Origin of the sequence: Mycolicibacterium chitae, from assembly GCF_900637205.1 — a bacterium.
Taxonomy (GTDB): domain Bacteria; phylum Actinomycetota; class Actinomycetes; order Mycobacteriales; family Mycobacteriaceae; genus Mycobacterium; species Mycobacterium chitae.
In genome coordinates this window covers 493847-508557 of sequence record NZ_LR134355.1, presented here as the reverse complement: position 1 = coordinate 508557, position 14711 = coordinate 493847, and the positions used below count along the sequence as shown (strand labels likewise).

Genomic DNA, 14711 nt, shown 5'->3' with positions numbered 1-14711 from the left:
GCTCGTCATGTGGGGCCCGCTCCTGGCGCTCGCGCTGCTGCTGACGATCAACCCGTTGCGCATCGGCATCATCCTTTTGGTGCTTTCTCGGCCACGGCCGATGCAGAATCTGCTCGCCTATTGGGTAGGAACCCTGCTCGCCGGACTCTTTTATCTGATCGTGCCGCTGATCGTGCTGCACTCCACCCCGGCCTCAGCCGCCTTCACGCAGGGTTTCATCGATGCCGAACCTAATCCCCTCGTGCAACGCGTGGTGGTCGCGGTCGGCGTGGTCCTGTTGGTGTTGGCCGCCCTGATGGTCGCCCGTTCCCGTGCACGAGTGCCGAGCGGCTCGAATGGTGGACGGTCCAGCGGCGCCGCGACATCGACGGCCACCCTCGACCCGACCTCCATGCCGATCATTTCGCGACTGGTCCGTCCCGCAGACGGCGAAGCGACCGAAACAAGTTCGTGGTTGCACCGACTTCTCGGCCGCGCACGCGAAGCGTGGCGGACCGGCTCCCCGTGGATCGCTCTGGTGATCGGCCTGATGGTGATGCCGGCTGACGGCGTCGTACTAGCGCTTGCCCTGATTGTCGCCTCCGGTGCCACCGTGGGTATGCAGATCAGTGCCGCAATCGCTTTCGTCATTCTGGTCTTGGCTGTCGAAGAGACCATCCTGGTCAGCAACTTGCTGGTGCCGCAGAGAACCCAAGCGGCACTACGGCGACTGCATGAGTGGGCAGTGGCTCACCATCTGAAGTTCATGGCCGCGATTCTTGCCTTGGTCGGTGTCTCGCTGATAGTCCAGGGATTCAGCGTTTTGTGAAAGTAGCGCGCCATCCTGGTGCGATGCACCTCTCGCCTGCTATCGCTTGACGGGAACTGTGCAGCGGTGGCGCTGACACAAGTCCAACCGTTGGGGGTTGCCAAACCTAGATCAGTTCGAGCAACCTTAGGTCGGCGACATACTTGGCGAGTATGGGTGCCGAGACGTGCGGAATATCCTGGTCGGCACCGATTCTGGCCTGTCTAACCGCACTTCGGAATCGATCAGTGGGCCCAAAGGAACCATGGATCGGTTCGGCGGCTCGTCGCTCTGCGGGTTCGGTCGACTGAAGTTGAAACCGAAGAACTTCTAGGACAGTGTGTTGACGTAGCTGCTTCGGCAGCGCGGACAGCGCAGCCTCGAATTGCACCAGCCATTCCCCGAAATCCTCAACTCTTCGTATCTCGCAGCCGGCATCGATGAGCCAGTCGACACATTCATCGAATCCGATGCCGTCGTCGTGGGGGTTCATTACGTGGTAAGTCTCGAAGCCATCGTCGAGCTGGGAGCCGAGAGTGGTAATCGCCTCGGCGACGAATTCTACTGGCAGTCCGTCAAAATGAGACCGCTGGCGATTGCCCTCGGGATCCAGTTTGAAGAATGAGCGAGGTGCGATCCCGGTGGCCACAACGCTCAGAACCATGCGGGTGAACATGTCAGTGACGTTCAGTTGCCCTGCATAAGTGGTATCGGCGAGGATCATGCCGCAGCGGAAGACACTGACCGGAACCCCGCACAGGTCATTGGCTTCGCGTAGCAGCACTTCACCGGCCCACTTGCTGTTTCCGTAGCCATTGACGTACCCACCATCGTTCTTTCGGCTGGGACTGATCACGCGTATGTCGGCGTCCTCGACGAATTCCGACGGCTCGATCTCATCGCCCACACTGCCTGTCGACACGTAGGTGAACAGCTTCAGTTTCGTCGTGATCGCCAACTTGATCAGTTCTGCAGTACCCACGACATTAGGACCAAACAGCTCACGGTAGGGCAGGACCCCGCTCACTACGGCTGCCGAATCAACGATGAGATCCACGGATTCAGCCAGCCGCTGCCAGGTTTTCGCATCGAGACCCAGACCGGCCTCACCCTTGTCACCAGCGATCACCTCCAGATGGTCGTTGGCCAGTTTCTGGAAGCGGTTCAGAAGTATGGGGTCACCGCTATCGAAGGTCGAGTACATGCGCGCACGTGCAGCATTGTCGGATTCGGCACGCACCAGACAGATGAGCTTGCCGCCCACCTTCTCCATCCGCTCCAGCCAGTCCAGCACCAGGTAACGCCCCAGGAATCCTGTTGCGCCGGTCAACAACACCGTTCGAACCGCGGAGGTTGTACGAGGCAGTTCTGTGGCCGCGTTCAGGATCGCACTGTCGATGAACTTGTCCAGCGTGAGATCTTTGGCATGTACTTCCGTAGCACCGCGGCCGTGGACAGAAGCACAAGTGGGACCGGCGGTAGCTTTGCTCAGTCGCTGGCCCAACAGTCGTATCGCCGGCGCATCGAACAGAGTCCGGACCGCTAGATCGATGTCGAGGTGGGTGTTGATTTTGGCGATGGCGCGCATGGCCGAGAGGGAGTCGCCGCCGAGGTCGAAGAAGGAGTCGTCGATCCCGACTCGGTCCAGACCGAGGATCTGGGCGTAGATACCGGCCAGGATTTCTTCGGTCGGCGTCGTCGGAGCCCGATACGTGGTGGTGTCGACGTAGTCCGGTGCCGGTAAAGCCCGCCGGTCGAGTTTGCCGTTGACCGTCAACGGCACACTGTCGAGCACCACGATCGCGGTCGGCACCATATAGGCCGGCAACCTCTCAGCGAGCCGACCGCGCAAATCAGCCGGATCAGCAGCACCCACGATATAGCCGACCAGCCGCAGATCACCCGGAGTATCTTCACGGACGATCACGACCGCCTGCTCAACACCATCCAAATCAGCGAGCACAGTCTGGATTTCACCGAGCTCGATACGATAACCACGAATCTTGACCTGCTCATCGGAACGCCCCAGATACTGCAACTGACCATCAGCACCCCACCGCACCAAATCTCCGGTCCGATACATCCGAGCACCCACACCACCGAACGGACACGCCACAAACCTCGACGCGGTCAACCCCGCCCGACGCACATACCCCACCCCGACACCACGACCGGCCACATACAACTCACCAACTACACCCACCGCCACAGCCCGCAACTGCGCATCGAGCACGAACAACGCCGCACCCGGCACCGGAGACCCAATCGGTACCACCCCGGTCCCCGGCTGCAGCGGCGCACTGATCGACGCGTACACCGTCGTCTCGGTCGGACCATAGGCATTGATCATCAACCGATCAGCACCCCACCGATCCACCAACCCCGCCGAACAAGCCTCACCGGCAACCACCGCCACCGTCGACTCCAACCCCTGCGCCGGCACCATCGCCAACGCCGACGGCGTCTGACTCAACACACTGACCTGCTCACCGACAAGCAAAGCGTGAAACTCCTCCGGAGAGACCGCCACCTCCTCGGGCACCACCACCAAACGACCCCCGTGCAACAACGCACCGAAGATGTCCCACACCGAAACATCGAAAACATAAGAATGCCACTGCGTCCACACCCGACCCGGCCCCGCCAAACACCGATCCACCGACCCCATCAACTGCGTCACATTCCCATGAGTGATCGCCACCCCCTTGGGCACACCAGTAGTCCCCGACGTGTACATCACATACGCAAGATCCTCAGCACACGGACCCACCACCGACACCGTCGATGCCACATCGCCGACACACGCATCGGCCACATCCACCACGTCCACCCCGCACCCAGCCAGCCGACCCACCAACCCCGAAGTCGTCACCACCACCACCGGCTCGGCATCACCCACCATGAACTCGATCCGCGCATCCGGCAACGCCGGATCCATCGGCAAATACGCCGCCCCCGACTTCAACACCCCCAAAATCGACACCACGGCCTCAACACACCGCGAAAACAACAACCCCACACACCGACCAGGACCCGCACCACGAGCAACCAACCACCGCGCCAACCGATCCGACGCCTCATCCAACTCCCCATACGTCATGCACCCGCCAACGAAGCTGACGGCCTCCACCCCCGGCGCCCGGACCACCTGCGCAGCAAACAACTCCGGAATCGACACCCCAACCACAGACTGGGTCATGACCGGATAATTTCCGAACGCGGCCAACCGTGCGTGCTCGGCCTCATCGAGCACATCAATCGCTGATACCGGTCGCACGGGATCTGCCACCAGAGCAGCCAGCACTCGCTCCAGCCGGCGAACCAACAATTCGATACCGTCTGCGTCGAACACGTCGGTGCGGAACTCGACCGAGCCGTCGATCCCAGCAGGCTCACCGTCGGTGGTGAAGCGTTCGGCCAGTGAGAACACCAAATCCATTCGCGCGGTCAGGGTTTCCGACGTGAGCGGCGTAACCTGCACATCGCCCATCGGCAGTTGCTCTGCGGATGTATCCACGGATTGTCCGGGAAGATTTCTCCAGGTAAGCATCGTTTGGACGAGGGGATGATGGGTGAGGCTGCGGGTGGGGTTGACCCGCTCCACCAACGCCTCAAAGGGCACGTCCTGGTGTTCGAAGGCGGCCAGGCTGCGTTGCCGGACCTGACCAAGGAGCTCACCGACGGTGGGATCACCGCCCAGATCGACCCGCAGCACCAACGTGTTCACAAAGAACCCAACAAGATCGTCGAGCGCAGGATCGGTGCGACCGGCCGTGGCGATACCAATGGCCACATCGTTGGTGGCACTCAAGTTGCCCAGCAGCACCGCCAGCGCTGCCTGCATCACCATGAAGCTGGTCGCATTATGCTCGCGGGCCAGTTGAACGACGTTTCGTTGCAACTGCGGCGGCCACTGCACCGTCACACTGTCACCGCGGTAGTCGGCCACCGGCGGATAGGGCCGATCCGTCGGCAGCTCCAACCGCTCCGGCAGGCCCGCCAACGCCTGCTCCCAGTACGCCAACTGGCCGGATACCACACTGTCCGGATCCTTCTCGTCACCCAGCCAATCCCGCTGCCACAGCGTGTAATCCGCATACTGCACGGGCAACGGACCCCATTGTGGACCCAGCCCTTGCGACCTGGCCGCATAAGCAGCAGCCAGATCCGACACCAGCGGCGTCACCGACCACCCATCACCGGCGATGTGATGCACCACCACCACCAACGCATGCTCGTACTCGTTGGTCCGGAGAAGGGCCGCCCGTATCGGGATATCCCGAGTCAAATCGAACGTGTACTGGACCATCGCGCCGAGGGCCTCGTATACCCGATCTGCCGACCAGGATTCGGCGTCGATTACCTCCCAGCCGAAGTCTGTCTGTTCGGCCGGGATGATCACTTGGTGAGGAGTTCCGTCGGTGGCGAGAAACACTGTGCGCAGACTCTCGTGCCGGCTCACCACATCGCCGAGGGCGTGGCCGAGGGCCGCGGCGTCCAGGTTCCCGCTCAGTCGGAGCGCCACCGCCATGTTGTAGATCGGCGAGGGGCCCTGCAACTGATCGAGGAACCACAACCGCTGCTGGGCGAACGACAACGGGATGCGGTCGGGCCGTGGCATGGGCTGCAGCGGCGGCCGCGTGGCGTCATTGCGATGATTATCGAGGTAGTCGGCGAGCCCGCCCACCGTTGGCGCGTCGAACAGATAGCGCACCGGTACGTCCATGTCGAGCGCGGATTGCAGGCGTCCGGTCACCCGGATGGCGATCAATGAGTCGCCGCCGAGCGCGAAGAAGTCGTCGTCCAGGCCCACCTGGTCAAGACCGAGCACCTCGGCGAACACCTTAGCGACGACCTTCTCGGTCGGAGTCTGCGGCGCCCGAAACAGTCGGGCGGCGAATACCGGTTCCGGCAGGGCTTTACGGTCGATCTTGCCCGATGAGGTCAATGGGAACTCATCGAGCACCACGATATGAGTCGGCACCATGTACTCCGGCAACCGCTCGCCCAACCGCTGACGCACCGCGGTGACCTTGGTGTTGGTATCAGGATCATTAGCACAACTGCCCAAATCGCGGGCCCCGGCCGCGGGCAGATACACGTCGGTCAGTGCACCATCATCGGCATCGGCCATGAAGATCGCGTCCACCGTGCCGGGTTCGGCACCCCAGGTGACCGCGACCCGGTAGCCGATCTCCTCACCGAGACGGTGCAGTTGCTCGGCGGTCACGCCCCCGGGATCGGCGCCGGTCTTGGCCCGCGCCAACGCATCTGCGATGTTCGCCCCCGCAACCATCGCGTGTTCCAGGTCAACGTCGGCGATGACGCCGGCCTGCGGGATCGAACCGACCCGTAGCGTCTCCGGACGTTGCGATGTCAGTTCGGCATGCAAACCGCTGAGTCCGGCGCACGTACCCCAGTCCCGTTGCGGCACCGCGGCCAGGGAGCAGGCCGACACCGGTCCCTTGCGGATCGCGACGTCGTAGCGATACCGAGTCAACTCGTTGTCGGCATCGCCGCGCTTGACCTGGATGTCAAGCGCCCCCACCGCCTCATTGCCAGCCGCCCAGGTGGTGAAGAACTCCGGGGCCAACAGCAGTTCGGGTTCACCGACCACCGCACGCTGCACCCGCTGCCGAATCTCGTCGGTATCGCTGGTCTCGGTACGCGCCAATGCGACACCGGTCTGGAACGCCCCCTGCAGAGTGTGATTGCGGATGTCGCCGATGAAGACCGCCCCGCCCGGTGCCAACAACTCGACAGCGTTGTCAAGGACCTCAGCGAGATACGCCGCGTTGGGGAAGTACTGGACGACCGAGTTGATGATGATGGTGTCGAAGTACGCCCGCGGCAGCTCGCCGGTGACATGCGCGGGCTGGGTCCACAACCGCACCCGCTCACCCCATGGCTGCGCCGCGACAGCCCGCCGCAGCGACTGAATGGTGGGGGCGGAAAAGTCAGTGCCCCAGTACTGCTCACACTGCGGGGCAAGATGAGCCAGCAAGAGCCCGGAACCGACACCGATCTCCAACACCCGCCGCGGGGCCAGAGCCCGAATCCGCTCCAGTGTGGCGTTCTGCCATTCCCGCATGTCTGTCATCGGGATCGGCGCACCGGTGTAGCTGCTGTTCCAACCCCGGAAGTCACCGCCGAACTCCGATGCGCTCTCAGCGTCGTACAACTCGTCGTAGATCTGCTGCCACTGATCAACGACCTCGGCGTCTCGGTCGGCGGTGCTGCTGTGCTCGAGCGCGACGTAACCGATGAGATGATCGGTTCCGGTCTCACTGTGGTGGACGGTCACGGCGGCCCGGGCCACCTGCGGGCAGGACAGCAGGGTGTTCTCGATCTCACCCAATTCGATACGCTGCCCACGCAACTTGATCTGCGCATCAGCGCGCCCCAGATACTCCAGAGTCCCCAGCGGAGTCCACCGCACCAGATCACCGCTGCGATACAACCGCTCACCCGCAACCCCGAACGGGTTGGCGACAAACCGTTCCGCGGTCAAACCGGGCCTGCCCACATAACCACGGGCCACCGCCGGACCACCCAGATACAGCTCCCCGACCACCCCGACCGGCGCCGGATGCAAACGCGCGTCCAGCACCAACGCCGTCACCCCAGGAAGAGGAGCACCGATGCGCACCGGTTGCCCGGGCGACAACTCGGCGCAGGTCACCCAGATGGTCGTCTCACTGGGACCGTAACCGTTGAACATCGACCGACCCGGCGCCCACGCATCCACCAAAGCTGTCGGCACCGCCTCCCCAACAGCGACCACCGTGCCCAAGTGGTCCAGTTGACTGCGATCCAACGTCCCTAACACCGTGGGAGTCAGCACCGCCGCATCCACGCGATGCTCACGCAGCAGCCCGGTCAGTGCCTCCCCGGCATAGCAATCCGGCGGCGCCACCACCAAGGCCGCACCCGAAGCCGTCGCCATCAACCATTCACCCACCGACGCATCAAAAGTCGGCGCCGACACCATCAACACCCGCGACTGCGGACCCAGCCCGAAGGTGTCGCGCTGCGCCTCAGCCCAACCCAGCAACCCACAATGGCTGACCACAACACCTTTCGGCGTCCCCGTCGAACCCGACGTGAAAATGACATAGGCACCGTCATCAACACCCACCGGCGCCAACCGATCCGCATCGGAGACCGCCGCCGCACTCCACCCCTCCAGACCCAGATCATCCAGACGTACCACCGGACGCTCACCGGCCCCACCCACACAGTCGGCGCCCATGGTCAGGACACAAATCGCCCCAACCCCATCCAGCAGCGCCGCGATCCGGGCATCCGGGTGGCTGCGGTCAACCGGCACATAGACCCCACCGGCCTTGAGCACCGCCCACCACGCGACCACCGACTCCAGGCACCGGCCCATCGCCACACCGACCGCCCGTTCCGGACCGACCCCCGCCCCAATCAACACCCGCGCCAACCGATTCGAAACCTCATCCAACTCGCGATAGGACAACTCGCGAACACCATCGATAACCGCCACAGTGCCTGGGTGCTCACGCACAGCTGCGGTCAACACTTCAGATCCGTGCCCGACAAAGGACCGGTTGTTGGTGCCGGACCAACCTTCGAGCACCATTTCACGCTCGCCGTTGGAGAGAAGATCGACTTCACCGACGATGATCGAAGAATCAGCCGACACGGCTTCGAGCATTCGTCCTAACCAGGTGACCAGTCGTTCGATGCTCGATCGGTCGAACAGGTCCGTGGCATAGGACACGGTCCCCACGGCCACCGGTGAATCCGGAGCATCACCGGGCATCTCACTCAGCTGGATATCCAGATCAAACTTGGCGGTCCCGGTGTCGGCCGCCAAGGGTTCAACAGTGATTCCCTCCATCTCCATACCGGCAGGCCGCACATTGTTCTGGAACACCATCAGTACCTGGAACAGTGGATGGTGCGACGCCGAGCGTGTCGGATTGAGTCGCTCCACCAGCAGCTCAAACGGCACGTCCTGGTTCGCGTAGGCCTCCAGTGCCTTATGCCGCACCTGCTCGAGTACCTCGCTGAACCGCAGCCCGGAACCTACCCCCACCCGCAGCACCCAGGTGTTGACGAAGAACCCCACCAGATCATCGAGCGCCGGATCGGTCCTGCCCGCGATCGGCGCACCCAGAGCGACATCCTCACCGGCACCGGCGCGCTGCAGCACGACAGCCGTCACGGCCTGCAGCACCATGGACACCGTCGCGTTGTGTGCGGCCGCCAGGGCCTTCACCGACGCCCACGTCGCCGGTTCGATACGCAGTTCGACCAAGTCACCCTGGTAACTGGGCACCGGTGGCCGGGGACGATCCGCCGGCAGCGACACCACCTCCGGCAGATCGGCGAGCTCTTGCCGCCAGTACCCCAACTGCGCAGCAATCACGCTGTCGGGATCAGCTTCGTCTCCCAGCCAATCCTGCTGCCACAACGTGTAATCGGCGTACTGCACCGGCAACGGAGCCCAAGCCGGAGATTCCCCACCGCACTGGGCGGCATAGGCCGTCCCCACATCGCGCACTATGGGCGCAATGGACCACCCATCAAAAGCAATGTGATGGACGACAATGCCCAGGATGTACCGACGATGGCCGACCGCAAGAAGTCGTGCGCGGATCGGAATCTCCAGGGCGAGATCGAATCGGTAACCAGCGAGCGCGATCAGTTCAGCGACCGCTTCCGATTCCGCAACCGTCTCAACCGCCGGTCCGCCACGCCGCCACATCCCAAGCCGGGACTCCGCGATCTCCTGCACCGGGACCCCGTCGACATCGGGGAACATCGTCCGCAACGATTCATGACGAGCGATCACGTCGTCGAGCGCCGCATCCAGCGCATCGACATTCAATGCTCCCCTGATCTCCAGCGCGATCGGAATGTTGTAGGTTGCCGCGCCGCCCTCGAACCGATTCAGGAACCACAACCGACTTTGTGCAAACGACAGCGGAATACGCTGGGGGCGTAGCTGAACCGTCAACGGAGGACGACTCCCCGAACCCACCCCGATCCGCGGAGCCAGTTGCGCCACCGTCGGCGCATCGAACAATGTACGCACGGCCATGTCGGCGGCCAAGCTGCTGTTCACCGCAGCGACCACCCGCATCGCCGACAGCGAATCACCGCCCAAGTCGAAGAACGAGTCGTCCACCCCAACCCGGTCAAGACCCAACACCTGTGCATAGACGCCGGCCAGGATCTCCTCGGTCGGAGTTGAAGGAGCGCGGTACCGGTGGGTGTCGGTGTAGCCAGGAACAGGAAGCGCGCGCTTGTCGAGCTTGCCGTTGGGCGTCACCGGTAGCGCACCGAGGACCAGCACCGCCGCGGGCACCATATAGGCCGGAAGTCGGGTGGCCAGCGCGGCGCGGGCCCGGGCGGGATCCGCGGTACCCGTTATGTAGCCAACCAGCCGCTTATCCCCCGGGCGGTCCTCACGAGCGATCACTGCCGCCTGCTCAACGCCATCCAGATCCATCAGAGCCGACTGGATCTCGCCGAGCTCGATGCGGTAACCGCGGATCTTCACTTGCTCGTCGGCCCGGCCCAGATACTGCAACTGCCCGTCCGGCGCCCACCGCACCAGATCCCCGGTCCGATACATCCGCTGTCCGCCGGGTGCCTCATCCCCGCCGAATGGGCACGCCACGAACCGCGACGCCGTCAACCCCGACCGCCGCACATACCCCACCCCGACACCGCGCCCGGCCACATACAACTCCCCGACCACCCCAACGGGCACCGGGCGCAACCATTGGTCCAGAACGAAGAAGGACGCCCACGTTATTGGGGAGCCGATCGGAGGTGCGCCCGAACCGGCCGCCAACGGGCTGCTCTTGGACGCCCACATGGTGGTCTCGGTGGGGCCATAGACATTGACCATGAGGCGACCCGGCGCCCACCGGTCCACCAGTTCGGGCGGACACGGTTCGGCCCCGATCACCAACGCCGCAGCGTCCAGTCCGTCGGTGGAAAGGACCCCCGCGGCGGACGGCGTTTGCGTCAGCACGGTGACCCCTTCGCTGACGATCAAGCGGTGGAAATTCTGCGGCGACACTGAAATATCCTCGGGTACCACGACGAGTCGTCCGCCGTGCATCAGTGCGCCCCAGATCTCCCACACGGAGAAGTCGAACGCATACGAATGAAACTGCGTCCATACCTGGCGGGGATCCAACTCCAGACCAATGTCCAATCCGTCGAAGAGTTGCACGACGTTGTAGTGCGAGACGGTCACGCCTTTGGGCACACCGGTGGTACCCGACGTATAGATGATGTGGACGAGGTCGTCAGGAGACGGAGCCGGCAGCCTAGTGGCCGGGTATCGGTCCAACTCGGGATCCTCGATATTGACCACCGGCACGCCATAGTGGTCCACCCGCGGTCGGAACTCCGCCGTGGTCACCACGGCCGACGGCGTCGCGTCGGACACCACGAAGTCGATGCGGGAGTCGGGGTGAATCGGATCGACAGGCAGGTAGGCCGCCCCGGTTTTCATCACGCCCAGGATGGCCACGATGGCCTCCGCGCATCGCGGGAACAGCAGGACGACAGATTGCCCAGGTCCCGCTCCCCAAGCTATCAACCTGTGCGCCAATCGATTCGACGCGTCATCCAACTCGCGATATGTCAGCCGGCGGCTTCCGCAGCTGATCGCGACTGCCTCCGGCGCGCGAACCACTTGTTCAACGAACAAATCCGGCACCGACTTCGGTGCGAGCACCGGTTGGACCAGGCGGGCGCGGTTACCCATCTTGTCCAATTGCTCTTGCTCGACGCAGTCGATCAGGTCGATCGAAGACAACAATCGAGCGGGATCCTCGGTGATGGCTTCCAACACTCGTTGAAGTCGCGCAATCAGGTTCTCGATGCTGACGGTGTCGTAGACGTCCGTGCGGAACTCCACCATGCCGCCAATCCCGGCCGGCTCGCCGGCGGCGGTATACCGCTCTTCGAGGAGGAATGCCAAATCCATTCGAGCGGTGTGAGTCTCGGCTGACAGCGGAGTCACCTGCACATCGCCCATGACGGTCTCGGTCGCGGGATCGCCGGCGAAGTTCTGCCAGGCCAACATGACTTGAATCAGCGGGTGATGAGTCAGGCTCCGTGCCGGATTGAGCCGTTCCACCAGAACTTCGAATGGAACGTCCTGACGGTCGAAGGCGGACAGACTGCGCTGGCGAACCTGCGCCACGAGTTCTGCTGCAGTGGGATTGCCGCCCAGGTCGACACGCAGCACCAAAGTGTTGACGAAGAACCCGACCAGATCGTCGAGAGCGGGATCGTTGCGGCCGGCGATGGCGAAACCGACTGCCACATCATTGCAGGCGCTGAGCCCACCCAGCAGCGCCGCCAGCGCGGCCTGCACCACCATGAAACTTGTTGCATTGTGCTCCCGAGCAACCTGGGCCACCTGCTGCTGCAGTTGCGCGGGCCAATGCACCGTCACACTCGCACCTCGGTAGTCGGCCACCGGGGGATAGGGTCGATCCGTCGGCAGTTCCAACCGCTCCGGCAGACCGGCCAGCGCCTGTTCCCAGTATGACAACTGACCGGAGATCACACTGTCGGAGTCGTCCTCGGTACCCAGCCATTGGCGCTGCCACAACGTGTAATCCGCGTACTGCACAGGCAGCGGCATCCAGTCCGGGGGGTGTCCTTCCAGCCGAGCAGCGTAAGCTTCGGTCAGATCGGCCACCAGCGGAGCAATAGACGCACCATCTGCGGCAATGTGATGTACCACCGCGACCAACACGTACTCGTCCTCGGCAGTTTGCAGAAGCGTTGCGCGCATGGGAATCTCGCGAGATAGATCGAAGCGGTGCTGCACCACAGCCGCGATCGCCGCACTGAGTCGTTGGGTCGACCAACCCTGTGCATCGACGACCCGCCAACCGAAGTCGGCGCGCTCCGGTGGAAGTACTACCTGTCGCGGTATCCCGTCCGCCGCGGCGAACACGGTCCGTAGGCTCTCGTGGCGGTCCAGCACGTCGTTCAAAGCCCGACCGAGGGCATCGGTATCGAGCGTTCCGCTGATCCGATAGGCGATGGGCATACTGTGGATCGACGAGGGTCCCTGTAGCTGGTCCAGGAACCACAATCGTTGTTGAGCAAACGACAACGGTAGGTGCGGCGGACGTTCCTGAGCAGCCAGCGGTGCGCGTCCGGCGAATCCCTCCCCGACGCGCAGCGCCAGATGGGCGACGCTCGGGGTATCGAAGATGGCGCGTACCGGCATTCCAGCGTCGAGGTGGGTGTTGATTTTGGCGATGGCGCGCATGGCCGAGAGGGAGTCGCCGCCGAGGTCGAAGAAGGAGTCGTCGATCCCGACTCGGTCCAGACCGAGGATCTGGGCGTAGATACCGGCCAGGATTTCTTCGGTCGGCGTCGTCGGAGCCCGATACGTGGTGGTGTCGACGTAGTCCGGTGCCGGTAAAGCCCGCCGGTCGAGTTTGCCGTTGACCGTCAACGGCACACTGTCGAGCACCACGATCGCGGTCGGCACCATATAGGCCGGCAACCTCTCAGCGAGCCGACCGCGCAAATCAGCCGGATCAGCAGCACCCACGATATAGCCGACCAGCCGCAGATCACCCGGAGTATCTTCACGGACGATCACGACCGCCTGCTCAACACCATCCAAATCAGCGAGCACAGTCTGGATTTCACCGAGCTCGATACGATAACCACGAATCTTGACCTGCTCATCGGAACGCCCCAGATACTGCAACTGACCATCAGCACCCCACCGCACCAAATCTCCGGTCCGATACATCCGAGCACCCACACCACCGAACGGACACGCCACAAACCTCGACGCGGTCAACCCCGCCCGACGCACATACCCCACCCCGACACCACGACCGGCCACATACAACTCACCAACTACACCCACCGCCACAGCCCGCAACTGCGCATCGAGCACGAACAACGCCGCACCCGGCACCGGAGACCCAATCGGTACCACCCCGGTCCCCGGCTGCAGCGGCGCACTGATCGACGCGTACACCGTCGTCTCGGTCGGACCATAGGCATTGATCATCAACCGATCAGCACCCCACCGATCCACCAACCCCGCCGAACAAGCCTCACCGGCAACCACCGCCACCGTCGACTCCAACCCCTGCGCCGGCACCATCGCCAACGCCGACGGCGTCTGACTCAACACACTGACCTGCTCACCGACAAGCAAAGCGTGAAACTCCTCCGGAGAGACCGCCACCTCCTCGGGCACCACCACCAAACGACCCCCGTGCAACAACGCACCGAAGATGTCCCACACCGAAACATCGAAAACATAAGAATGCCACTGCGTCCACACCCGACCCGGCCCCGCCAAACACCGATCCACCGACCCCATCAACTGCGTCACATTCCCATGAGTGATCGCCACCCCCTTGGGCACACCAGTAGTCCCCGACGTGTACATCACATACGCAAGATCCTCAGCACACGGACCCACCACCGACACCGTCGATGCCACATCGCCGACACACGCATCGGCCACATCCACCACGTCCACCCCGCACCCAGCCAGCCGACCCACCAACCCCGAAGTCGTCACCACCACCACCGGCTCGGCATCACCCACCATGAACTCGATCCGCGCATCCGGCAACGCCGGATCCATCGGCAAATACGCCGCCCCCGACTTCAACACCCCCAAAATCGACACCACGGCCTCAACACACCGCGAAAACAACAACCCCACACACCGACCAGGACCCGCACCACGAGCAACCAACCACCGCGCCAACCGATCCGACGCCTCATCCAACTCCAAGTAGGACATCGAGCGGCCATCGCACGACACTGCAACCGCGTCCGGCGTACGAGCAAGCTGTTGTGCAAACAACTCCGGAATCGACCCCTCGACCACGGCCTGGGTGAGCACACGGGAGTTGCTGAACTCGTC

General features: G+C 63.3%; 2 protein-coding genes. One reads left to right on the top strand and one right to left on the bottom strand.

Features of this window, described 5'->3' with window-relative positions; genetic code table 11:
• Positions 1-7: 7 nt before the first annotated feature.
• Positions 8-808, top strand: coding sequence for a GAP family protein (locus EL338_RS02365; protein WP_126332270.1), 801 nt, complete (start codon positions 8-10; stop codon positions 806-808).
• Between the two features lie 106 nt (positions 809-914).
• On the opposite strand, the gene EL338_RS26410 is transcribed toward EL338_RS02365, so the two are convergent.
• A complete protein-coding gene (locus EL338_RS26410) occupies positions 915-14588 on the bottom strand; it encodes a non-ribosomal peptide synthetase (RefSeq protein WP_435404969.1) in 13674 nt (4557 codons plus the stop codon).
• Positions 14589-14711 lie beyond the last annotated feature (123 nt).

Bases quoted from the DNA above. Each gene is read 5' to 3' on its own strand.
- EL338_RS02365 (WP_126332270.1), top strand. From the start codon at position 8: ATGTGGGGCCCGCTCCTGGCGCTCGCGCTGCTGCTGACGATCAACCCG.
- EL338_RS26410 (WP_435404969.1), bottom strand. From the start codon at position 14,588: ATGTCCTACTTGGAGTTGGATGAGGCGTCGGATCGGTTGGCGCGGTGG.